A 23,742-nucleotide genomic window follows, 5' to 3' on the forward strand; every position below is an offset into this window, starting at 1 on the left:
CCGTGCCGATAACACGGAGATGCCTTCCTCCCACGCCTTCCCGGACTCGCAGGCGTTCACGGCCGGCGGCCTCGCGCTGTCAGAACTCATCGGGCCCCTGAGCCACGCGCTGGACCTCACCTCGGGCCAGCCGAGGGGGCATTGCGTGCGCGCCTGCTGGATCGGCATGAACATCGGGCGGCAGATCGGCCTGGACGAGGCGTCGTTGCGCGACCTGTACTACACCGTGCTTCTCAAGGACCTGGGCTGCAGCAGCAACGCCGCGCGCATTTCCGAGCTGTACATGACCGACGACCTGCGCTTCAAGCGCGAGTTCAAGGAGGTCGGCGACAGCTGGCCGCGCATGCTGCGCTTCGTGTTCAGGCACACCGGCTCGAAGGCCGGCCTGCCGGCCCGGCTGCGCGGGCTGCTGCACGTGCTGCGCAACGGCCCGCTGATTGCGGACGAGCTCATTCGCACCCGCTGCACGCGCGGCGCGGGCATCGCCCGGCGGTTGCGCTTCGGCGAGCCGGTGGCGCAAGGCATCGCAAGCCTGGACGAACATTGGGACGGCAGCGGACGGCCGCAACAACTCAAGGGCGACGCCATTGCGCTGCATGCGCGCATCGCGTTGCTGTCGCAGGCGGTGGAGGTGCTCCATGGCGCGGGGCACGCCCCCCTGGCCATTCATGAAGTACGCCGCCGCTCGGGCACCTGGTTCGACCCGTCGCTGGTGGCGGCGTTCGACCATGTCGCACTCGACCCGCTGTTCTGGCACCGCCTGGCTTCGCCGGCTTTGGAGGCCCGCGTGTTCGCGATGGAACCGGCCAGGGGCCGGGTCGCGCTGGACGACGGCTATCTCGATGACATCGCCGAAGCCTTCGGCGAGGTGGTGGACGGCAAGAGCCCGTTCATGGCCGGCCACAGCGCGCGCGTGGCCGCCAGCGTGGACAACATCGCCCTTGAGTTCGGCCTGGCGCCCGCGCGCCGCCGCTGGCTGCGCCGCGGCGCACTGCTGCACGACGTCGGCAAGCTGGGTGTGAGCAACGCGGTGCTCGACAAGCCCGGCAAGCTGGACCGCGCCGAATGGGACGCCGTGCGGCGGCATGCGCAGCACACCGAAACGATCCTGTCGCGCATCGGCGCTTTCGGCGACCTGGGACGCATCGCGGCGGCCCACCACGAGCGGCTCGACGGCACGGGCTATCCGCGCGGGCTGAAGGCGGAACAGATCCCGCTGGAGACACGCATCATCACGACCGCGGACATCTTCGATGCGCTCTGCGCCACGCGCCCCTACCGCGCTGCGGTTCCGCTCGCCGGAGCGCTCACGCTGATGGCCGCGAGCGTCGGCACCGCCATCGACCCGGCCTGCTTCGAGGCGCTGAAGCGGGTGGTCGGATGACCTCTGAAAGATAGGCTGCTACGCAATTAAATTGCGCACATTTCTTACATCCGGACAGACTTTGCCTGCGTAGAGTAATGCCATCGTTCTCAGATTCGAGTCATGAACCTCTTCGCATCCCTGGTCTCCCTTGTGTCGGGTCCGCGTGTTTCCGCGCGCCGCCAGCTCCAGTCGCTCTACCGCAACCAGGCGGTCATCGAGTTCGAGCCTGACGGCACCGTGGTCTATGCCAACGAGCCGTTCCTGGCGCTCATGGGCTATTCGCTGAGGGAACTCAAGGGCCGGCACCACCGCACCTTCGTCGACGCGACCGAGCAGGGTTCGCCGAACTATCTGCAGTTCTGGAGCCGGCTGCAGCGCGGCGAGGCCTTTGTGGGGCGCTGCCGGCGCATCACCGGCAACGGCCGCGAGGTGTGGCTGCAAGCCAACTACAGCCCCGTGCTCGACGGCTCGGGCAAGGTGGTGCGGGTCGTCAAGTACGCCATGGACATTTCGCAGCAGGTGCTGCGCGACGCCGAGACGCAAAGCCAACTGGCTGCGGTCGGCCGGGCGCAGGCCGTGATCGAATTCGACCTGCAAGGCCGCATCCTGCGCGCCAACCGCAACTTTCTGGACGCACTGGGCTACCGCCACGAACACGAGATCGTCGGCAAGCACCACAGCATGTTCGTGAGCGCCGAGGAGCGCCAGGGCGCCGCGTACCGCGCGTTCTGGGAGCACCTCGGGCGCGGGCAGTTCCACCAGGGCCAGTTCGCGCGCGTGGGCCGCGAAGGCAACACGGTGTGGATCGAGGCCAACTACAACCCCGTGCTGGACCAGTCGGGCCAGCCGTTCAAGGTGGTCAAGTACGCCACCGACATCACGGCACGGTTCGAAGCCACGCGCATGGTGCAGGGCGCGTTCGAGGAACTGCAGCACCTGGTCAAGCAGAGCGCCACGCAGGCGGACGACGCGCACAGCCACACCCGCCAGGTTGCCACGGTTGCGCTCGACGGCGCCAGCGCCTCGGCCGACGCCATGACGACGATGCAGCAGATCCAGGCCGACTCCCGGCGCATCTCCGACATCGTGGGGCTGATCGACGGCATTGCCTTCCAGACCAACATGCTGGCGCTCAACGCGGCCGTGGAAGCCGCCCGCGCGGGCGAAGAGGGCCGCGGCTTTGCCGTGGTCGCCGGCGAGGTGCGCAGCCTGGCCCACCGCAGCGCGGCGGCCGCGCGCGAGATCAGCGGGCTGATCTCCGCTTCGGCGGCCCGCGTGCAGACCGGCAATGCAAAGGTGCAGGAGTCGGGCCGCGTGATGCAGGAAATTCAGCACTCGGCGCAGCAGGCCTCGAAGATCATGGAAGCCATCGTCGAGGCCTCGCGCACCCAGGACGTGCGCCTGGGCGCGGTGAACCAGGCGATGGCGCGGCTGGAAGCGGCGGACAGCCGGGCCTGACCGCCTGAGCCCTGCCGCGGCGGATCAGGCCGGCTCTGCGACCGCCGCCGGGGCGGATGCAGGCGCCGCCGCAGCCGGGCTGGGCACGGCCACCGGCGCAGGCTCGGCCGCCATCCGGCTCAGCGCCAGAGCGGCCGTCAGCGCAAACCGCGTGCGCGCATCGCCCTCGGCCGTATTGCTCACCGTGGTGCCGGCGCGCTCGCTCCTGCTGGCCGTGCGCACCGCGTCGGGCCGGTGCACGGGCACCATGAACGGCGAGTGCGTGGTGTAGAGAATCTGGCTGCCGAAGTCTTTCTCGAAGTGCGCCAGCAGGTCGGCCTGAGAGTGGGCGTGCAGGTGCAGCCCGGGCTCGTCCAGCAGCAGCACGGCGTCCTGCGCCCGGCCGCCCTGGGTGTCGGCGAAGAACGCGACGTAGAACGAGAAGAACCACTGGAAGCCGCGGCTGCGCTCGTCGAGGTTCACCTCCACCTCGTAGGCGTCGCCCGGGTCGGACACCAGCGTGTCCAGGTGCTGCCCGTCGAGGTTGAAGCGCACCTTCAACGCCCGGTCCTTCCACAGCCGGCGGATCTCTGCCGTGACCACCGCGCCGGCGCGGTTGGCCAGCTGGTTGCGGGTGGCCAGGTCGTTCTTCTCGAGCAGATCCTGCAGCCGTTGCGGATCCAGCCCCGCCACCTTGCACAGCTGGCCGAAGCTGCGTTGCGCGGGCGTGCGCTGGCCCCAGCCCTGGCGCCCCAGGTACTCGGCGATGTTCTGGCGCCCGGGCAGCGCCGGGTACTCGTCGACGTAGACGAAGCGCGGCAGCTTCTCCAGCACCCAGGCCTGCGCCCTGGCCAGCGCCGGTGCGTCGTTGGCGATGGCCAGGGCCATGTCTTCCAGCTCGGCCAGCATCTGGTCCTGCTTGTCGCTGAGCTCGGCGCCCGCCGCGGCCAGCGCACGGCGCAATGCCTGCACCGCCGCGACCGCACCGGCGGACCACCGGATGTAGTCGGGGCTCATGATCATCACGGCGTCGAAGGTGTCGGCCGCCTGCTCCAGCGCGGCCTTCGCCTCTTCCGCGACCTTCTCGGCGGCGGCCTTCACGGCCGGCACGATCTTGCGCACCTTGCCCTTGATGTCGCTCACGTCGAGCGACAGCGCCGCGAGCCCTTCGAGCCCGGCCGAGCGCGCCGCGCCGTAGCCACGGCTCGCGGTGACGTGGCGCACACCGGCCGCGCGCGGAAGCATGTCGGCCAGCGCGGCCTGCTCGCTGTCGTCCAGCGCCCAGCGCGTGAAGACGACCGGCGTGTCGCCGGTGCACTCGTCCAGGCGCCGGTGGCGCGGAAAGTCCTTGATGGGGCTCAGCTCGGCCAAGCCCTCGGCCGGGTTCAGGCTGTGCAGTGCGCGCAGCAGGTTCGACTTGCCGCTGTCATTTCGACCGAGGATCGCCGTGATCTGCGAGGAATCGATGAGGCCGCTGTCGTGGATCGAGCGAAAGTTGGTGATCTGGAATGACGCCAAGCGCATGCAGGGGTTCTCTTCTGAATTGAATACGGGGTCGGGGAATGTATTGCATCCCCGACCCCGCAGCCTCGACCCCAGAAGAAAAAAACTGCGCGGCGCTGTCCCGCGCTGAGCGTTGCTACTCGGACGCGCGCCGCAGCGTGTCGACCACGGGCCGGCGCAGCACGTCGCGCAGGCCCCACCAGCCCGCGCCCAGCGCCAGCACCGCGCCGGCCAGCGCGCCGGCAACGGGCACCAGCGGCGACGCGGTCCAGGTGAACTCGAACACGTAGCGCGCCAGCGCCCAGCCGATCACCGAAGCCACGATGCTGGCAAGAAAGCCCGCGAGCAGCCCGACCCCCACCAGCTCGGCGCGCTGCACCTGCCGCAGCAGGCTGGCGCGCGCGCCCACCGCGCGCATCACGGCGAACTCGCGTGCGCGCTCTTCGCGCGTGGCCGTCACCGCCGCGAACAGCACCACCAGGCCCGCCGCCAGCGTGAAGCCGAACAGGAACTCGACCGCGCGGATCACCTGGTCGAGCACGCGCTGCACCTGGTTGATGGTCGCGCTCATGTCCACGTTGGTCACGTTGGGGTAGCTGCGCACCAGGGCGTTGTCGAAGCCCCTGGTCTCGGGCGCGCGGAAGGCGCCCATGTAGGTCACCGGCACGTCGGCCAGCGAGGCCACGGTGTACATCACGAAGAAGTTGGCGTGCAGCGAGCCCCAGTCGACCTTGCGCAGCGAGGTGACGCGCGCGTCGTTCTGCATGCCGCCGATGTCGAAGCGCAGGCTGTCGCCCAGCTTCAGGCCCAGCGTCTCGGCCAGGCCCTCTTCCACGCTCACCTCGCCGGCCGCGCCGGGCGTCCACTTGCCGGCGGTGATGCCGTTGTGCGCGGGTGCCTGCGTGGCGTTGCTCAGGTTGAACTCGCGGTCCACCAGGCGCTTGGCACGGTCTTCGGCGTAGTCGTCGGGCGTCACGGACTTGTCGTTGATGGCGACCAGGCGGCCGCGGATCATCGGGTACCAGTCGAACTTGGCCACGCCCGCGTCGCGCAGCGACTTCTGGAAGGCGTCGCTCTGGTCGGGCATGACGTTGATGACGAAGCGGTTCGGCGCGTCGGGCGGCGTGGCCTTGCGCCAGCTGGCCACCAGGTCGGTGCGCAGCAGCACCAGCAGCACCAGCGCCAGCAGCCCGACGGACAGCGCGCTGACCTGCACCACCGCATAGGCCGGCCGCGCGGAGATCTGCCGCGTGGCCAGCACCAGCCAGCGCGGCGCGGTGGTTTCGTTCACGCTGCGGCGCAGCACCTTCACCGCCAGCCAGCTCAGCAACGCGAACACGGCCACCGCGGCCGCGAAACCGCCGACCGCGATCAGCCCCAGCTTGAGGTCGCTGCTGGCCGCCATCAGCAAGGCCGCGAAGCCTGCCACGCCCACGCCCAGCACGGCCAGCGACGCCGGCTTGAGCCCGCCCACGTCGCGCCGGATCACGCGCAGCGGCGGCACCTTGGCCAGCTGCAGCACCGGCGGCAGGCCGAAGGCGAACAGCAGCGTGAGGCCCATGCCCAGGCCGAAGGCCACGGGCCACAGCGTGGCGGCCGGCAGCGCGGTCTCGACCAGGCCGGCCAGCAGCAGCACGAACACGTAGTGCACCGCGAAGCCGATGGCCACGCCCAGCGCGCTGGCCACCAGGCCGATCACCGCGAATTCGAAGGCATAGGCCATGGCGATGGTGCGCTGGCTCTGGCCCAGCACGCGCAGCATGGCGCAGTCGTCCAGGTGGCTGGCCGCGAAGCCGCGCGCGGCCAGCGCCACGGCCACGGCCGACAGCAGCGCCGCCAGCAGCGCCACCAAGCTGAGGAATTTCTCGGCGCGGTCCAGCGTCTGGCGCATCTCGGGGCGGCCGCTCTCGAAGGAATCGAGCCGCACGCCGCGCAGCTCGCCCTTCTTGATGGAGGCGTCGGCCCAGTCGGTGAAGCGCTTCACCGCCACGTCGTTGCCGGCCACCGCATAGCGGTAGCCCACGCGGCTGGCCGGCTGCACGAGCGCGGTGCGCGCCACGTCGGCCTGGTTGAGCATCACGCGCGGCGAGAAGCTCATGAAGCCGGCGCCGCGGTCCGGCTCCAGCGTGATGACGCGGCCCACGCGCAGGCCGGCGTCGCCCAGCAGCAGCGTGTCGCCGACCTTCAGGCCGAGCGAGTCGAGCAGCGAGGCATCGACCCACACCTCGCCGGCCGACGGAATGTCGCGCGTGACCGCGCCGGCGCCGTCGAGCGTGGTCGAGGTCTGCAGGCTGCCGCGCAGCGGGTAGCCCGGCGCGACGGCCTTCAATGCCACCAGCTTGCTGGCGCCGCCCTGCGCGTCCTCGGCCCGCGCCATGGTCGGAAAGCCGTAGGTGCCGGTGCCTTCCAGGCCCAGCGACTTCGCCTGCGCCATGAAGGCCTCGGGCGTGGGGTTGTCGCTGACCACCACCGCGTCGCCGCCCAGCAGCTGGCGCGCATCGCGCTTCAGTCCGCCCTGCAGGCGGTCGGCAAAAAAGCCGACGGCCGTCAGCGCGGCCACGGCCAGCAGCACGGCGACGATCAACAGGCGCAACTCGCCGGCGCGCAGGTCGCGCCAGAGCGTGCGCCAACCCAGGCGGAGGGAGGCATTCATGGCCGCGACGATAGCCCAGAGGCCCCCACACGGCGGCATTCAAGGGTTATTGCGGGGTGATTGCCGGCCTTGGCCTACTTGATCGCATCAAGGCGCTGTCGCATGATGCAAAAAAACATCCCCGCCCCGGAACACCGAACATTCAATGGGTGGCCGCGGGGACACACCAACAATCCGCGGTCCGATCGCCTTTCCCACGAAGGAGTGTCGATGCCTCGTTCCCAGCGCCTGCCAGCCGTCGGCCTTTGCCTGGCCGCGTGCTTGATCCTGAGTGCCTGCGACCCGAAGCCCACGACCGGCATGGCCGCGAGTGCGCCTGCCACCGCGCCTTCGGGCGCCAGCCCGGCCGGCATCAAACCCGCCGACTCCGGCGACAAGGTCGACGCTTCCGCCTCGCACAAGGGCCCCTCCGAAGGCGGCGCAGCCGTCGGTGGCATGAGCGGCCCGAACGGCGGCGGCTCCTCCGGCGGCGCGGCGCCCTCCCCGAGCGGCGGCGACGGCACCGCGCCCAAGTAGCGCGGTTCGCCGCCTCCAGCTTTCCCCACGCAAAGAAGAAGCTCCCGATGAAACACCCCACTTCACCGCTGCAGGAGGTCACGTCATGGACATGAACCGCCGGCAATTCTTCCGCGTGAGCAGCGCGGGGCTGGTCGGTTCCAGCATCGTGGCGCTCGGCTTCTCGCCGACCGCCGCGCTGGCCGAGGCCCGCAACTTCAAGCTCGCGCGCACCACCGAGACGCGCAACACCTGCCCCTACTGCTCGGTGGGCTGCGGGATCATCATGTACAGCCTGGGCGACAAGGCGAAGAACGTGGTGTCCGACATCCTGCACATCGAGGGCGATGCCGACCACCCCGTGAACCGCGGCACGCTGTGCCCCAAGGGCGCGGGCCTGCTCGACTTCGTGCACAGCCCCAACCGCCTGAAGTACCCCGAGGTGCGCGAGGCAGGCGCCACCGAGTGGAAGCGCATCGGCTGGGACGAGGCGCTCGACCGCATCGCCAAGCTGCTCAAGGCCGACCGCGACGCCAACTTCCAGACCACCAACGCCGACGGCAAGACGGTGAACCGCTGGACCAGCTCCGGCATGCTGTGCGCCTCGGCCTCGTCCAACGAAACCGGCTACATCACCCACAAGGCATTCCGCTCGACCGGAATGCTGGTCTTCGACAACCAGGCACGCGTTTGACACGGACCCACGGTGGCCAGTCTGGCCCCGACGTTCGGCAGAGGCGCAATGACCAACCACTGGCAGGACATCCAGAACGCGGATGTCGTGCTGATCATGGGCGGCAACGCGGCGGAGGCGCATCCGTGCGGCTTCAAGTGGGTGATCGAGGCCAAGAAGCAGAACAAGGCACGCCTGGTCGTGGTCGACCCGCGCTTCACGCGCTCGGCCGCCATGGCCGACTACTACGCCCCGGTGCGCGCGGGCTCGGACATCGCGTTCCTGGCCGGGGTCATCAACTATCTGCTGGGCAACGAGAAGATCCAGACCGAGTACGTGCGCAACTACACCAACGCGCCGTTCATCGTCGGGCCTGACTACAAGTTCGAGGACGGCATCTTCAGCGGCTACGACGCCGAGAAGCGCAACTACGACCCCAAGTCGTGGAACTACGCGCTCGACGAGGCCGGCATGGCCAGGGTCGACATGACCATGCAGGACCCGCAGTGCGTGCTGCAGGTCATGAAGCGGCACTATGCGCGCTACACGCCCGAGCTGGTGAGCCGCATCACGGGCACTCCGCAGGACAAGTTCCTGAAGGTGTGCGAGTACATCGCGAGCACCAGCACGTCCACGCGCACCATGACCATCCTGTATGCGCTCGGGTGGACGCAGCACAGCCAGGGCTCGCAGATGATCCGCACGGCGGCCATCGTGCAGCTGCTGCTGGGCAACATCGGCGTGGCGGGCGGCGGCATGAACGCGCTGCGCGGGCACAGCAACATCCAGGGCCTGACGGACCTGGGGCTGCTGTCGAACTCGCTGCCGGGCTACATGTCGCTGGCGCGTGACAGCGAGCAGACGCTGGAGGACTACTACAAGACCCGCGCGCTGAAGCCGCTGCGCCCCAACCAGATGAGCTACTGGCAGAACTACCCGAAGTTCTTCGTCAGCATGCAGAAGTCGTGGTGGGGCGACGCGGCCACCGCGCAGAACGAGTGGGGCTTTCACTACCTGCCCAAGATCGACAAGCTCTACGACATTCTGCAGGCCTTCGAGCTCATGAACCTGGGCAAGCTCAACGGCTACATCTGCCAGGGCTTCAACCCGGTGGGCTCGTTCCCCGACAAGAAGAAGATCGTCGACGGCCTCTCGAAGCTCAAGTTCCTGGTCACCATCGACCCGCTGGTCACCGAGACCAGCGAGTTCTGGCGCAACTTCGGCGAGTTCAACGACGTGAAGACCGCGGACATCCAGACCACGGTGTTCCGCCTGCCCTCCACCTGCTTCGCGGAAGAAGACGGCTCGCTCACCAACTCCAGCCGCTGGCTGCAATGGCACTACAAGGGCGCGGAGCCGCCGGGCGAGGCCAAGGGCGACATCGAGATCGTGGCGAGCCTCTTCAACCGCATTCGCGCGGCGTACATCAAGGACGGCGGCGCCTTCCCCGACCCCATCGTCAAGCTGACCTGGCCGTACAAGATTCCGCATTCGCCCTCCGCACAGGAGCTGGCGATGGAATACAACGGCCGCGCGCTCACCGACCTGCTCGACCCCAAAGACCCGAGCAAGCCGCCCACGGCCAAGGCCGGCGAGCAGCTCTCGGGCTTCGGCCTGCTGCGCGACGACGGCAGCACGGCCAGCGGATGCTGGATCTACAGCGGCGCATGGACGCAGGCCGGCAACCAGATGGCGCGGCGCGACAACGCCGACCCGTACGGCATCGGACAGGCGCTGAACTGGTCGTGGGCCTGGCCGGCGAACCGGCGCATCCTGTACAACGCCGCCTCGACCGATCCCACCACCGGCAAGCCGTGGATCGCCAGGCGCGGCCTCATCGCCTGGGACGGCACCAAGTGGGCAGGCTCCGACATTCCCGACATCCGGCCCGACGCCAACCCGATGGAAGCCGACGCGGTGCGCCCCTTCATCATGACGGCCGAGGGCGTGGCGCGGCTCTTCGCGCCCACGGGCATGGCCGAAGGGCCGCTGCCGGAGCACTACGAGCCCTTCGAGTCGCCGCTGGTCAACAACCTGATGCACCCGAACAACGCGGTGGCGCGCGCCAACCCGGCGGCACGCATCTTCAAGGGCGACCTCGAGCGGCTGGGCGTGCCGGCTGATTTTCCGTACGTGGCGACCAGCTACCGGCTGACCGAGCACTTCCACTACTGGACCAAGAACGTGCGCACCTCGGCCATCATCCAGCCGCAGCAGTTCGTGGAGATCGGCGAGGAGCTGGCGAAGGACAAGGGCATCGCGCACGGCGACATGGTCAAGGTGTGGAGCAAGCGCGGCCACATCAAGGCGGTGGCGGTGGTGACCAAGCGCATCGTCGGGCTGCAGGTGGACGGGCGCACGGTGCACACCGTGGGGCTGCCGAACCACTGGGGCTTCGTGGGCATCGCGAAGCCGGGGTACCTGGTGAACACGCTCACGCCCTTCGTGGGGGACGCGAACACGCAGACGCCGGAGTACAAGTCGTTCACTGTGAACATCGAGAAGGCGTGAGATGAAGCAGCTTCTCGACACACTCGATGCCTTGGTCTTTCTCCCTCCCCCGTTGGGGGAGGGCCGGGGTGGGGGCACGACGGCCTCCACGACCACGCGGCGCCTCACCGAAGGCCTGCCCCCATCCCAGCCTTCCCCTAAAGGGGGAAGGGGCAAGACCAAAACCCGGAGCCGCTGATGTCCTCCCTCCAGACCCTCGACATCGCCGCCCGCTCGGCCACCACCACGCCCTCGCCCGACATCCGCCACCGGCCGCAGGTGCAGCAGGTGGCCAAGCTCATCGACGTGTCGACCTGCATCGGCTGCAAGGCCTGCCAGGTGGCGTGCATGCAGTGGAACGACCTGCGCGACGAGGTCGGCACCAATCACGGCACCTACGACAACCCGGTCGACCTCACGCCGGCCTCGTGGACGGTGATGAAGTTCTCCGAAGTGGAGCCCGAAGCCGGCAAGCTCGAATGGCTGATCCGCAAGGACGGCTGCATGCACTGCGACGACCCTGGCTGCCTGAAGTCTTGCCCCGCGCCGGGCGCCATCGTCAAGTACAGCAACGGCATCGTCGACTTCATCAGCGAGCACTGCGTGGGCTGCGGCAACTGCGTCACCGGCTGCCCCTTCGACGTGCCGCGCATCAGCAAGGCCGACAACAAGGCCTACAAGTGCTCGCTGTGCTCCGACCGCGTGGGCGTGGGCCTGGAGCCGGCCTGCGTCAAGGCCTGCCCCACGGGCGCGCTGCACTTCGGCACCAAGGAAGACATGCACGAGTACGCCTCGGAACGCATCGTCGACCTGAAGGACCGGGGCTTCGCCAACGCCGGCGTCTACGACCCGGCCGGCGTGGGCGGCACGCACGTCATGTACGTGCTGCAGCATGCCGACCGCCCTGGCCTGTACGCCGGCCTGCCCAAAGACCCGCACATCAGCCCGCTGGTGTCGCTGTGGAAGGGCGTGGCCAAGCCGCTGGCGATGGTCGCGATGATCGGTGCGGTGGTGGGAAGCTTCTTCCACTACATGAAGACCGGGCCGATCGAGCCGAAGGAAGAGCATCCGGACGCCGGCCTCGACGGCAGGCACGACGACGTCGTGGTGATCGAGGCGCCCCCGGCCTCGTCGACGGCAACCGCCGAGCGTCCCCACGACACACCCCGTGCATGAGGAGAACGCGATGACCCGCTACTACCTTCGCCGCTACCGCGATGCCACGCGCATGAACCACTGGTTCGTCGCGATCATGTTCTTCGCGGCCGCGCTCTCGGGCCTGGCCTTCTTCCACCCGGCCCTGTTCTTCCTGAGCACGCTGTTCGGCGGCGGGCCGTGGACGCGCATCCTGCATCCTTTCATGGGCGTGCTGATGGTGCTGGGCTTCGTGTTCCTGTTCTTCACGATGTGGCGCGAGAACGTGCTCGACCGTGGCGACCGCGAGTGGATCAAGAACGCGCCCAAGATGCTCAAGGGCGACAAGTCGGGCATGCCTCCCGTGGGCAAGTACAACGCCGGTCAGAAGCTGGTGTTCTGGGCCTTCGGCGTGAGCCTCTTGCTGCTGTTCGTGACCGGCTTCATGTTCTGGAGCCCGTGGTTCGTCGGGTTCTTCCCCATCCTGCTGCGGCGCATCGCGGTGGTGGTGCATTCGGTGTCGGCGGTGGTGCTCATTCTTTCGGTCATCACGCACATCTACGCCGCGATCTGGGTCAAGGGCACGCTGCGCGCCATGACGCGCGGTACCGTCACCGAGGGTTGGGCGAAGCTGAACCACCCGCTGTGGCATCGAAAGATGACGCGCGGTGAATAGCGCCTCCCCGCATTTCCTCCTCCCCTCCCGGGGGAGGGCTGGGGTGGGGGCACGACGGGCTGGACACCACCCGGGTGCTCGTTGGGCACTGCCCCCATCCCAGCCTTCCCCCGGGAGGGGAAGGAGCAAGACAAATCGCCAGATCGCTGTAGAGTGAGCGCAATGAACAGTCCTCCGCCGATCCGGACCACGCGGGTTCTCGATCCCGAACAGATCGCGATGCAGGCCGGGCGGCAGATGCCGTTCCTGCGCCTACCCGTGCGTGCCGCCGTGTTCTCCGACCGGCAATTGCGATTGCGCCAGCTCGCGGCCTCGCATCCGATGCGCGAGTACCTGATCTTCATCGCAGACCTTGCGCAGGCGCAGCACCAAGTGCTGCAGAACTACCCGCAGGTTGCGCTGCCCGAATCGACCGCGCTCGAAGCCGCGGCGCAAGTGCTGAAGCCGCCGATGCCCGCGTTCGGCTGGACGCGCGATGCCGTGTGGCGACAAGAGCTTCGCGGGCTGCTCGGTCTCTTCCGCGTTCGCGTGCCCGAAGGCGCGGCACGCGACACGCTCGACCGCGTGGTGGCCGCCGACGACGCATGGCTCGACCAGCAGGCCGACCTTCTTTCGCGCCGCATCATGTTCGGGCTCGACCTGGCCGCGGCCCCGTTGATCGCCGCCGGGCTGCAGGCCTACTGGGCGCAGCTGGTGTTGCAGGTGGCCGAACGCGACGGCGAGAACATCTTTGGCCGCAGCGACCCCGGCACCGAATGCCCCTGCTGCGGCAGCGCCCCCACCGTGAGCGTCACGCGCATCGGCGCGGACGAAGCGGGCTTTCGCTACCTGCACTGCTCGCTGTGCAGCACCGAGTGGCACTACGTGCGCATCAAGTGCGCGCACTGCGAAAGCACCAAGGGCATCCACTTCGAATCGCTCTCGCCGCAGTCCGGCGTGGAACTGCCGGCCACCGGCGCGCGCGAAGGCGCGGTGAAGGCTGAGTGCTGCGACAGCTGCGGCCACTACCTCAAGCAGATCGCGATGGGGAAAGATCCCGAGGTCGAACCCGTCGCCGACGACCTGGCCAGCGTCACGCTCGACCTGCTTGTCTCCGAAGCCGGGCATCAACGCAGCGGCCACAACCTGATGCTGCTGTTCGGCGACCCCGAGATCGCAGACGACGGCGGAGGCGGCTGATGGCGGCGCCGAAAGAGTCCGTGGTCCACGGCTCGACGGCAAGGCCCCAGGATCTGCCTTCTGTCGATCAACTGCTGCGCCTCGAAGTGCCGGGCGCCTTGCTCACCGAGCACGGCCGCACACTGGTGGTGAAGGAAGCGCGCGCATTGCTGGAAGGGCTCCGTGCGCAAGCCGTTGCCGGAACACTGCCGGCGTCCGACGTGCATCAGCAGGCCCTTGGCGCGGCGCTGGCAGCGCGTGTGCGCTCCCGCCTCGCACCGCGCATGCGCGCCGTGCTCAACCTGACGGGCACCGTGATCCACACCAACCTCGGACGCGCGCTGCTGGCCGATACGGCGCTGCAGCGGCTGCTCGCGGTGATGACCTCGCCCAACAACCTCGAGTACGACCTGGCCACCGGCAGCCGCGGCGACCGCGATTCGCTGGTCGAAGAGCTGCTGTGCACCATCACCGGCGCCGAAGCCGCGACGGTGGTCAACAACAACGCGGCCGCCGTGCTGCTGACCATCGCGGCGCTCGCTCGCGAGCGCGAGGTGATCGTCTCGCGCGGCGAACTGGTCGAGATCGGCGGCGCCTTCCGCATGCCCGACGTGATGGCCAGCGCCGGTGCCCGCATGGTCGAGGTCGGCACCACCAACCGCACGCACCCGCAGGACTACGAGCGCGCCATCAACGAACACACCGCGCTGGTGATGAAGGTGCACACCAGCAACTACGCGGTGCAGGGCTTCACGGCCGCGGTCGACGAGGCCACGCTCGCGGGCATCGCGCACGCGCGCGGCGTGCCGCTGGCCACCGACCTGGGCGGCGGCTCGCTGGTCGACCTGGCGCACTACGGCCTGCCGCGCGAGCCGCTGCCGCAGGAGATGCTGGCCGCCGGCTGCGACGTGGTCACCTTCTCGGGCGACAAGCTGCTGGGCGGCCCGCAGGCCGGCCTCATCGTCGGCAGCAAGGAGGCCGTGGGCCGCATCCGCAAGTTCCCGATGAAGCGCGCGCTGCGCATGAGCAAGCTGCCGCTGGCCGCGCTGGAAGCCACGCTGGCGCTGTACCTGCGGCCCGAGCGGCTCGCGCAGGACCTGCCCACGCTGCGCCTGCTGGCGCGCCCGGCCGAGGCGATCCGCGAGATGGCCGAGGCGCTTCTTCCTGCCGTGCAGGCCGCCGTATCTCCGCGCTTCACCGTCGCGGTGGTGCCGCTGCTCGGGCAGATCGGCTCCGGCTCGTTGCCCGTCGAGCGCCTGCCTTCGGCGGGGCTGGCGCTCGCACCGGCCGGCACGTCGAAGAAGGGCCTGGGCACGGCGCTCGACGCGCTGGCGACCGAGCTGCGCAGCCTGCCGCTGCCGGTGATCGGCCGCATCGCGCAAGACCGCCTGCTGCTCGACCTGCGCTGCCTGGAAGACAGCGCACCATTCGTCGCGCAGTTGCCTTTGCTGAAGGAGCAGCTCTCGTGACATCGCCCCGCATTCCTCCCTCTCCCTCTGGGGAAGGGCCGGGGTGGGGGCACGACGGCCTTCGAAGAAGGGCCGCGCCTGATCGAGGGCATGCCCCCATCCCGACCTTCCCCCAAAGGGGGAAGGAGCAAGACCCCCGGTCATGATCATCGGCACCGCAGGCCACATCGACCACGGCAAGACCACGCTGGTGCGCGCGCTCACCGGGGTCGACACCGACCGGCTGCCCGAGGAAAAGCGCCGCGGCATCTCCATCGAGCTGGGCTACGCCTACCTGCACGCGCCCGACGGCGTGTCGCTCGGCTTCGTCGACGTGCCGGGCCACGAGCGGCTGCTGCACACCATGCTGGCCGGCGCCACCGGCATCGACCATGCGCTGCTGGTGGTGGCGGCCGACGACGGCGTGATGCCGCAGACGCGCGAGCATCTGGCGGTGGTCGCGCTGCTGGGTGTGCGGGAGGCGACCGTCGCACTCACCAAGATCGACCGCGTCGACGAAGCGGTGCGCGACGCAAGGCTCGACGAGGTGCGTGCGGAAATCGATGCCTTGCTCGCGCCCACGGCGCTTTCCAACGCGCCGGTGCTTGCGGTGTCCGCCACCACGGGGGAAGGCATCGACGCATTGCGCACGCGGCTGCTCGATGTCGCACGCGAAGCGCACGCGCGCGAAGACGACCTCGCGTTCCGCCTTGCGGTGGACCGTGCCTTCACGCTGGCGGGTGTGGGCACGGTCGTCACCGGCACCGTCTTCAGTGGCACGGTGCGCATCGGCGACGAGCTGCGCGTGGCGCCCGGCGAGCGCACGGTGCGGGTGCGCGGCATTCACGCCCAGAACAAGCAGGCCGACTCGGCGCACGCGGGGCAACGCTGCGCGCTCGCACTGGCCGGCGTGACGAAGGACGAAGTGCACCGCGGCGACTGGGTCTGCACCCCGGCCATTGCACTCGCGACGGCGCGCATCGACGTGCTGCTCACGCTCTGGCCGGACGAAGCCAAGCCCCTGCGCTCGGGCGCGACGGTGCATGCGCACATGGGTGCGAGCGATGTGATGGCCTCGGTGGCCTTGCTCGACCGCGATGCGATCGCACCGGGCGAAACCGCGCTGGCCCAACTGGTCCTGCGCGAAGAGGTGGGCGCCTGGCACGGCGACCGCGGCGTGCTGCGCGATGCCTCGGCCACCCGCACCGTGGCCGGCGTGCGCGTGCTCGACCCCTTCGCGCCCGTGCGCTACCGGCGCACGCCCGAGCGGCTGCGCACGCTGGCGGCATGGGCCGTCGACGCGCGCGCCGCGCGTGTGGCCGCGCTGCTGCACAACGCGCCGCTGGGCGTCGATGCCGAGCGGCTGGCGCGCGCACTGTCGCTGGCCAGCGAAGCGGCGCTGCCGTGGCCCGGCGACGCGGTGCGCATCGACCGCACGGCCATCGCGCGCGCGCACCTGGACGCGCTCGAAGCGCAGATCGTCAACCGGCTCGCCGACTTTCACCAGGGCGCGCCCGACGAGGTCGGCCCCGATGCGCGCCGCCTCAAGCGCCTGGCCGCGCCGCGCACCGACGATGCGCTGTGGCGCCATGCGATCGACGCGCTGCTGGCACGCGGCGCGCTGGTGCGCAGCGGCACCTGGCTGCACCTGCCGGACCATGCGGCACGCCTGAACGAGGCCGAACAGAAGCTCGCGCAGAAGCTGTTGCCCAGGCTGGCGGACGGTGGCTTCGATCCACCGTGGGTGCGCGACCTGGCGAAGGACTGCGCGGCAAGCGAGCCGATGGTGCGGCAGACGCTCGCGAGCCTCGCGCGCCGCGGCGAGGCCTTCCAGGTGGTGAAGGACTTGTACTATCCGCTGGCGACCGTCGAGCGGCTGGCGGCCATGGCGCGCGATTGCCTCGAAGGGCCAGAGGGCTTGCAGGCGGCGAGCTTTCGCGATGCGACGGGGCTGGGTCGCAAGCGCGCGATCCAGCTGCTGGAATTCTTTGACCGTGTGGGCTATACGCGGCGCGTGAAAGACACGCACCTGCTGCGGCCCGATACCTCGTTGTTCGGGGCGCAGCCATGAGCTGCGTCCATGGGAGGGGATCGTCCCTGGTGGGGCGGCTGGGCTTCAAACCCAGTGGGTGGCGCCAGTCGTCGCCGGGAAGGTTCGACTCCTTCCCCCTTCCGCCGCTTCTGTCTTGCTCCTTCCCCCGCTGGGGGAAGGCTGGGATGGGGGCAAGCGGCGCTGGTTTTTGCGCAGTGCTTCATCGACCGCCGCTTGCCCCTACCCCTGCCCTCCCCCAGAGGGGGAGGGAGAAATGCGGGGAGCTACGGCACCACGCGCAGCGAGGGCTCACCGGCCTCTACAAGCCCGATCACCGCAGCCTGCGCGAACCCTTCGTCACGGAAGATCTTCAACACGCCATCCACCGCTTCAGGCGCACAGCTCACGAGCAGGCCGCCCGAGGTCTGCGGATCGCTCAGCAAATCCTGCGCGGTGGCCGGCAGGCCGGCAGCCAGTTCCACATCGGCCCCATACCCGGTCCAGTTGCGACCCGATGCACCGGTGACGAAACCCTCGGCCGCCATCGCCGCCACGTTGTCGAGCAACGGCACCTTCGACCACTCGACCACCGCAGTGAGCTTTGCCCCCCGCGCCAGCTCGAGCGCGTGTCCGGCCAGCCCAAAGCCCGTCACATCGGTCAGCGCATGCACGCCGTCGAGCGCCGACAGCGCGATGCCCGGCGTGTTGAGCTTGGTCGTGTTGTCGATCAGCTGGCGATAGCCGGCCTCGGGCAACTGCTCCTTCTTGAGCGCGGCCGACAGCACGCCCACGCCCAGCGGCTTGCCCAGCACCAGCACGTCGCCGGCTCTTGCATCGGCATTGCGCCGCACGCGGTCCGGGTGCACCAGCCCCATGGCGACCAGGCCATAGATCGGCTCGACCGAATCGATGGTGTGGCCGCCGGCAATGGGAATGCCCGCCGCGCGGCACACGTCCTGCCCGCCGCGCACGATCTCGGCGATCACTTCCACCGGCAACTGGTTGATCGGCATGGCCACCAGCGCCAGCGCCATGATCGGCCGGCCGCCCATCGCGTAGACGTCGCTGATGGCGTTGGTCGCGGCGATGCGGCCGAACTCGTAGGGATCGTCCACGATGGGCATGAAGAAGTCGGTGGTGGCGATCAGCGCCTGCTGGTCGTTGAGCCTGTAGACTGCCGCGTCGTCGGCGGTCTCGATGCCCACCATGAGCTCGGGCGGGATCATTCCCCCGGCATGGTTCTTCAGAATCTGCGACAGCACACCGGGTGCGATCTTGCAGCCGCAGCCGCCACCGTGCGAGAAGCTGGTGAGCCGCAGCGGTGCCAGCGGATTCATGGGTCTGGGGGTGGCGGCATCGGTCATGGCAGCGCTTCGGTCGAATGAGACAAGCCGCGATTATCGAAGCCCCGCCCCTGCTGCGCCCCTTCGCCCGAATACACCCCTTTTTCACAACCACCACAGGCCACCTCATGAACAATCTCTCCCGACTGGCACTTGCGCTCACTGTTTCCCTCGCCAGCTTCGGCGCGCTCGCCCAGGGCGTGCTGCGCGTCTCGGCCATTCCCGACGAGGCGCCCACCGAACTGCAGCGCAAGTTCACGCCGCTGGGCGACTACCTCAAGAAGGAAACCGGCATGGACGTGCAGTTCACGCCCGTGACCGACTACGCCGCCGTGGTCGAGGGCCTGGCGACCAACAAGATCGACCTGGCCTGGCTGGGCGGCTTCACCTTCGTGCAGGCGCGCATCCGCACCAACGGCGGCGCGGTGCCAATCGTGCAGCGCGCGGAAGACGAGGTGTTCACCAGCAAGTTCATCGTGCCCATCGACAGCCCCGCCAAGACGCTGGCCGACCTGAAGGGCAAGACCTTCGCCTTCGGTGCGCCTTCTTCCACCTCGGGCAGCCTGATGCCGCGCTACTTTCTGCTGCAGGCGGGCATCAACCCCGAGAAGGACTTCAAGACGGTCGCGTTCTCGGGCGCGCACGACGCCACGGTGGCTTTCGTGGCCGCATCGCGTGCGGAAGCCGGCGTGCTCAATGCGTCGGTGTGGGACAAGCTGGTGGAAGCCAAGAACCCGAACGCCGCCAAGGTGCGCGTGCTGGCGACCACGCCGACCTACTACGACTACAACTGGACGGTGCGCCCGGGCATGGACCCGGTGCTGCAGAAGAAGCTGACCGATGCCTTCCTGAAGCTCGACCCGGCCAACCCGGCGCACAAGGACATCATGGCGCTGCAACGCGCGAGCAAGTTCATTCCGACCAAGTCGTCGAACTATGACGGGATCGAGACGGCGGGGAAGTCGGCGGGCTTGATCAAGTGAGCCTGCGCGGATGAGTTTTTCGCTGGAAGGCGTGGGCGTCGTCCACCCCAACGCCCACCGCGCCCTGGCCGGCGTCACGCTCGCCGCGCGCGACGGCGAACGCATCGCCGTCATCGGCCCCTCGGGTGCCGGCAAGACCACGCTGCTGCGCGTGCTGGGCGCCGCGCTGCGGCCCACCGAAGGCGAAGTGCGGGCACTGGACGCAAGCCCCTGGCAACTGCCGGCCGCCGCACTGAAGAAGCTGCGCGCGCGCATCGGCACCGTGCACCAGTCGCCGCCGATCGCGCCGCGCCTGCGCGTGGTCACGGCGGTGCTCGCGGGGCGGCTCGGCGAATGGTCGACGCTGCGCGCGCTGGGCTCGCTGTTCTACCCCTCCGACATCGCCGGCGCGCACGAGGCACTCTCACGCCTGTCGATGGAAGACCGCCTGTTCGACCGCTGCGACCGCCTCTCGGGCGGGCAGCTGCAGCGCGTGGGCATTGCACGCGCGCTGTACCAGCGCCCCGCCTTGCTGCTGGCCGACGAGCCCGTGTCGGCGCTCGACCCCACGCTGGCCGACGCCGCCATCGGCCAACTGGTTGCGCAGAGCGACAGCACCGGCGCCACGCTCGTGGCCTCGCTGCATGCGGTGGACCTGGCGCTGCGCTGGTTTCCGCGCATCGTCGGCATGCGCAACGGGCAGGTGATGTTCGACCTGCCCGCCGCGCAGGTCACGCCGGCGATGCTCGATGCGCTCTATGCGAGCGAAGGCGGTATCGCGACGCAACGGCCCCTGCCGCCGGGCGCAACGGCGGAAGCGGCCTTCCAGCGGCCCGACTGCCCGTGAGCACGGCCATCGCCCATCGCGATCCGCACGCATCGCGCCGCCTGGCCGCGTGGCTCGCCGCGCTCGTCATCGCATGGCCCATGCTGGCGCTGTCCGAATTCAAGCCCTGGGCGCTGTTCGAAGGCGGCAACCTCGCGGTGATCGGCGGCTTTCTCGCGGGCTTCTTTCCGCCCGACGGCTCGCCCGACTTTCTTGCGCTGCTTTTCAAGGCCACGCTCGAGACGCTGGCCATGGCCACGGCCGGCACCGCGCTGGCGCTGCTGATCGGCGCGCCGCTGGGCTTCGTGACCACGCGCGCGCTGTCGATCTCGCGCATCGGCCCGGGCCCCGGCCGGGTGCAGGCCGGCGTGGTGAGGCAGGCCGCGCGCTGGCTGCTGATGGTGCTGCGCGCCATTCCGGAGATCGTGTGGGCGCTGCTGTTCGTGCGCGCGCTCGGGCTCGGGCCGGCGTCGGGCGTGCTGGCGCTGGCCATCACCTACGGCGGCATGCTGGGCAAGGTGTACGCGGAGATCCTCGAATCGACCGACACCCGGCCCGCGCGCGCCCTGCTCGAAGGCGGCAGCGGCCGGTTCTCGGCCCTGTGCTACGGCCTGCTGCCGAACACCGCGCAGGAACTGGCCTCCTACACCGTGTACCGCTGGGAATGCGCGGTGCGCGCTTCGGTCGTGATGGGCTTCGTGGGCGCGGGCGGGCTGGGCCAGCTGATGGACCAGTCGATGAAGATGCTCAACGGCGGCGAGGCGAGCAGCATCCTGCTGGTGTTCCTGGCGCTGGTGCTGCTGGCCGACCTGCTGAGCACTGCCTTGCGGAGGCTGCTCGCATGACCACGTTGTCCCCTCTTCCCGTTCTGCCCCCTCCCCCGCCGCCCTGCTGGCGCTGCCGCATCGCGCTGCTGCTGATCGGCGTGGCGGTGGTGGCGAGCTTTGTCTACCTGGGCATCGACTACCGCGCGCTGGGCTCCTCGGAGTCGCTGCGCCTCATGGGCAAGTTCATCGCGGAGTTCTTCCCGCCCGATGTGTCGCTGGACTTCCTCGCCAAGGTTGGCAACGGCGCGTTGCAGACGCTCGCGGTGTCGGCCCTGGGCACCGTGCTGGCGGCTGTTGCGGGCGCGCTGCTCGCGCTGCCGGCGTCGGGCCGCGCGGGCGGTGTGCTGCGCCATGGCGCGCGCTTTGTCCTCAACTTTCTGCGCAGCGTGCCCGAGCTCGTGTGGGCCGCGCTGATGGTGCTGGCCGCGGGCATCGGCCCCTTTGCCGGCGCGCTGGCCTTGTCGCTGCACACCACCGGGGTGCTGGGCCGCCTGTTCGCCGAAGCGCTGGAGAACGCCCCGCGCGAGCCCGAGCATGCGCTGACGCTCTCGGGCGCCGGCCCGGTCGCGGCCTTCAGCTACGCCAGCCTGCCCATCGTGCTGCCGCAGTGGGTGGCCTACACGCTCTACCGCTGGGAAATGAACATCCGCATGGCCGCCGTGCTGGGCTTCGTGGGCGGCGGCGGGCTGGGCCAGCTGCTGTACTTCCACCTGTCGATCTTCCAGCAGCAGCAGGCGATGACGGTGCTGATCGCGATGTTCGTGCTGGTCACCTTCGTGGACTTGGCGAGCGCTCGCTTGCGAAAGGGCCTAGGCCCGGCGTACGCCTGACAATCGCGGCATGAGGTTCCTCCCATGAGTCATCGCCAGCCCGTGCGCGTGCCCGACCGCCACGCCTTCGACACGCTGATCGACGCCCGCTCGCCGGCCGAGTTCGCGCTCGACCACATTCCCGGCGCCATCAACTGCCCCGTGCTCGACGACGACGAGCGCCGCATCGTCGGCACCATCTACGTGCAGACCGGCGCCTTCGAGGCACGGCGCATCGGCGGCGCCATGGTGGCGGCCAACATCGCACGGCATCTGCGCGACACCCTGGCCGACCGGCCCGAGAACTGGAAGCCGCTGGTCTACTGCTGGCGCGGCGGCATGCGCAGCGGCTCGATGGTGACGTGGCTGCGCCTCGTGGGCTGGGACGCGCAGCAGCTCGCGGGCGGCTACAAGAGCTTTCGCCGCCACGTGATCACGCAGATCGATACGCTGACCCCGCAGCTCGACCTGCGCGTGATCTGCGGCGCCACCGGCAGCGCCAAGACCCGCGTGCTGCATGCGCTGGCCGCGCGCGGCGCGCAGGTGCTCGACCTGGAAGATTTCGCGAACCACAAGGGTTCATTGCTGGGCGCGCTGCCGGGCGTGGCGCAGCCCTCGCAGAAGCACTTCGAGACGCGCATTGCGGCGGTGCTCGAAACCCTCGATCTCTCGCGCCCGCTGTATGTGGAAGGCGAGAGCATTCGCATCGGCAGGGTGTCGCTGCCGTTGTCGCTGGTGGCGCGAATGCGCGCGGCGTCGTGCATCGAGGTGGCCGCAACGCCAGAGGCGCGCCTGGCCTACCTGCTGCGCGACTACGCCTACCTGGGCGACGACCGCGGCGCGCTGGCCGACAAGCTCGGGGTGCTGAAGGAGCTGCAGGGCAAGGAAACGGTGGCGCGCTGGCAGCAATGGGCGCACGAAGCAGACTTGCCGCATCTGTTCGCGGAGCTGATGGCGTTGCATTACGACCCGCATTACGAGAAGTCGCAGGAGCTGCACTTCAAGGCGTGGGACCGGCGACGCAGCGTGGCGGCAACCGATCTGTCGGATCAGGGGATCGAGGCAGTGGCGGATGCGGTGCTCGGGATGGCTTGATCTGCTGACTTGCTGCTGCCGAGATAGCTGCAGTTTTTGTATGTCGCTTTCAATCGCTGGTGCAGCGCGCTTCTCCGGCCGCCACGTCGCATGGTTTGAATGGTCGCCCAACGCGTCGCGCCGTTAGCCAGAAAATCAGAAACTCAACCTGACGACTGCCTGCACAAAGCGATTTCAACGATCACTGCTTGAAGGTTCCGCAGCTGCTCAGCTCAGGCCAGGCTCGTGCGCTCAATAGGGCTGCTCAGACCCCTGCTTCAAAAAAAATGAGCAGGGTACAGCTTTACGTGGGTCAGTCTTAAACCGAGATTACTGCGTTAGCCGGGCCAATTTCGGCGGCAATCAACAAAGCGTTTTTCGACGCAGTCATTCTGCGCTGAGTGGCTACCGGCACCAATAGTCTCGGCGAAGGAGATATATTCTTAAAATATTACCCAAGTGATTTGTAAAAATCTACTTGCATAATTTTCGATATTCCAGACAAATGCAATCTTGGCATCTTGATTTTCCAAAGACTCTATCTGATAAGTTCCTTCCGGAAAATTTATGTATTGACCAGCCTCAAGAATAATGGAGATTCCATCATCACCCCCCGAAGCTGCATTTGCATTTTCCATCCAGAACAAAAAACAATCCAGCACGAGCAGTGCCAGGAATAAGAACTTTGTTAGCTCGATATAGTCTTGGGGCAACCCTATATTCAGGCTGAGGGAAATTTTCCCTGATCGATTTCTCAGGGATTGGTTTGCCATAATCTCCCCAATTTTTAATTTCCATGTTACTCATGCGATGCCTTATTGGTCTCCGTGGACTTT

The 23,742-nt window shown here is 68.6% G+C and carries 18 protein-coding genes and 1 tRNA gene; 15 read left to right on the plus strand and 4 right to left on the minus strand.

Going from position 1 to position 23,742, the window contains the following annotated elements; all coding sequences use genetic code 11:
• Positions 1–19: 19 nt before the first annotated feature.
• Both AC1DJH_RS28775 and AC1DJH_RS28780 read left to right on the plus strand, forming a co-directional pair.
• Positions 20–1,384 (plus strand): HD-GYP domain-containing protein, encoded by a 1,365-nt coding sequence (locus tag AC1DJH_RS28775; RefSeq protein ID WP_478188016.1) that lies wholly within the window; start codon positions 20–22, stop codon positions 1,382–1,384.
• A gap of 102 nt (positions 1,385–1,486) precedes the next feature.
• The gene (locus AC1DJH_RS28780) at positions 1,487–2,824 is read left to right on the plus strand and encodes a methyl-accepting chemotaxis protein (RefSeq protein ID WP_478188017.1); all 1,338 of its coding nucleotides are present in this window, start codon (positions 1,487–1,489) and stop codon (positions 2,822–2,824) included.
• 24 nt (positions 2,825–2,848) lie between these two features.
• Here the strand turns inward: AC1DJH_RS28780 and AC1DJH_RS28785 are convergent, their stop codons facing one another.
• Entirely contained in the window at positions 2,849–4,327 is a 1,479-nt protein-coding gene (locus AC1DJH_RS28785; RefSeq protein WP_478188018.1) for an ATP-dependent nuclease, read from the minus strand.
• Between the two features lie 115 nt (positions 4,328–4,442).
• Positions 4,443–6,959, minus strand: a complete 2,517-nt coding sequence (locus AC1DJH_RS28790) for an ABC transporter permease (RefSeq protein ID WP_478188019.1) — start codon at positions 6,957–6,959, stop codon at positions 4,443–4,445.
• 210 nt (positions 6,960–7,169) lie between these two features.
• On the opposite strand from AC1DJH_RS28790, the gene AC1DJH_RS28795 reads away from it, so the two are divergent.
• The 8 genes from AC1DJH_RS28795 (at position 7,170) to AC1DJH_RS28830 (ending at position 17,208) form a co-directional block, all read left to right on the plus strand.
• Positions 7,170–7,475, plus strand: coding sequence for a hypothetical protein (locus AC1DJH_RS28795; RefSeq protein WP_478188020.1), 306 nt, complete (start codon positions 7,170–7,172; stop codon positions 7,473–7,475).
• Positions 7,476–7,560: 85 nt separating this feature from the next.
• The gene (gene fdnG / locus AC1DJH_RS28800; protein ID WP_478188021.1) at positions 7,561–10,638 is read left to right on the plus strand and encodes a formate dehydrogenase-N subunit alpha; all 3,078 of its coding nucleotides are present in this window, start codon (positions 7,561–7,563) and stop codon (positions 10,636–10,638) included.
• 177 nt (positions 10,639–10,815) lie between these two features.
• Positions 10,816–11,793, plus strand: a complete 978-nt coding sequence (fdxH, locus tag AC1DJH_RS28805; RefSeq protein ID WP_478188022.1) for a formate dehydrogenase subunit beta — start codon at positions 10,816–10,818, stop codon at positions 11,791–11,793.
• Positions 11,794–11,803: 10 nt separating this feature from the next.
• Positions 11,804–12,427, plus strand: a complete 624-nt coding sequence (locus AC1DJH_RS28810; protein ID WP_478188023.1) for a formate dehydrogenase subunit gamma — start codon at positions 11,804–11,806, stop codon at positions 12,425–12,427.
• Positions 12,428–12,589: 162 nt separating this feature from the next.
• A complete protein-coding gene (gene fdhE, locus AC1DJH_RS28815; RefSeq protein ID WP_478188024.1) occupies positions 12,590–13,606 on the plus strand; it encodes a formate dehydrogenase accessory protein FdhE in 1,017 nt (338 codons plus the stop codon).
• Positions 13,606–15,054, plus strand: coding sequence for an L-seryl-tRNA(Sec) selenium transferase (gene selA / locus AC1DJH_RS28820; protein ID WP_478188025.1), 1,449 nt, complete (start codon positions 13,606–13,608; stop codon positions 15,052–15,054). Before fdhE ends, selA begins: the two co-directional genes overlap by 1 nt.
• 142 nt (positions 15,055–15,196) lie before the next feature.
• On the plus strand, positions 15,197–17,104 hold the full coding sequence (selB, locus tag AC1DJH_RS28825) for a selenocysteine-specific translation elongation factor (RefSeq protein ID WP_478188026.1): 1,908 nt from the start codon (positions 15,197–15,199) through the stop codon (positions 17,102–17,104).
• 11 nt (positions 17,105–17,115) lie between these two features.
• Positions 17,116–17,208, plus strand: a tRNA-Sec gene (locus tag AC1DJH_RS28830).
• Positions 17,209–17,349: 141 nt separating this feature from the next.
• On the opposite strand, the gene selD is transcribed toward AC1DJH_RS28830, so the two are convergent.
• On the minus strand, positions 17,350–18,402 hold the full coding sequence (gene selD / locus AC1DJH_RS28835; protein ID WP_472121367.1) for a selenide, water dikinase SelD: 1,053 nt from the start codon (positions 18,400–18,402) through the stop codon (positions 17,350–17,352).
• A gap of 134 nt (positions 18,403–18,536) precedes the next feature.
• On the opposite strand from selD, the gene AC1DJH_RS28840 reads away from it, so the two are divergent.
• The 5 genes from AC1DJH_RS28840 to mnmH are packed head-to-tail and all read left to right on the plus strand — an operon-like array spanning position 18,537 to position 22,927.
• Positions 18,537–19,391, plus strand: coding sequence for a putative selenate ABC transporter substrate-binding protein (locus AC1DJH_RS28840; RefSeq protein ID WP_478188027.1), 855 nt, complete (start codon positions 18,537–18,539; stop codon positions 19,389–19,391).
• A 10-nt stretch (positions 19,392–19,401) separates the two neighbouring features.
• Positions 19,402–20,217: a phosphonate ABC transporter ATP-binding protein gene (locus AC1DJH_RS28845; protein ID WP_478188028.1), complete on the plus strand. Its 816-nt coding sequence runs from the start codon at positions 19,402–19,404 to the stop codon at positions 20,215–20,217.
• Positions 20,214–21,041 (plus strand): PhnE/PtxC family ABC transporter permease, encoded by an 828-nt coding sequence (locus tag AC1DJH_RS28850; protein ID WP_478188029.1) that lies wholly within the window; start codon positions 20,214–20,216, stop codon positions 21,039–21,041. The genes AC1DJH_RS28845 and AC1DJH_RS28850 overlap by 4 nt, the downstream gene beginning before the upstream one ends.
• Positions 21,038–21,853 carry a phosphonate ABC transporter, permease protein PhnE gene (phnE, locus tag AC1DJH_RS28855; RefSeq protein ID WP_478188030.1) on the plus strand — a complete coding sequence of 272 codons (816 nt, stop codon included), beginning with the start codon at positions 21,038–21,040 and terminating at the stop codon, positions 21,851–21,853. The genes AC1DJH_RS28850 and phnE overlap by 4 nt, the downstream gene beginning before the upstream one ends.
• Before the next feature lie 24 nt (positions 21,854–21,877).
• Positions 21,878–22,927: a tRNA 2-selenouridine(34) synthase MnmH gene (mnmH, locus tag AC1DJH_RS28860; protein ID WP_478188031.1), complete on the plus strand. Its 1,050-nt coding sequence runs from the start codon at positions 21,878–21,880 to the stop codon at positions 22,925–22,927.
• A 422-nt stretch (positions 22,928–23,349) separates the two neighbouring features.
• Here mnmH and AC1DJH_RS28865 read toward each other — a convergent pair whose 3' ends face one another.
• Complete coding sequence (locus tag AC1DJH_RS28865) at positions 23,350–23,679, minus strand: hypothetical protein (protein WP_478188032.1); 330 nt, start codon at positions 23,677–23,679, stop codon at positions 23,350–23,352.
• Between the last annotated feature and the right edge of the window lie 63 nt (positions 23,680–23,742).

The sequence above is a fragment of the Variovorax sp. 10N412 genome (assembly GCF_056394985.1).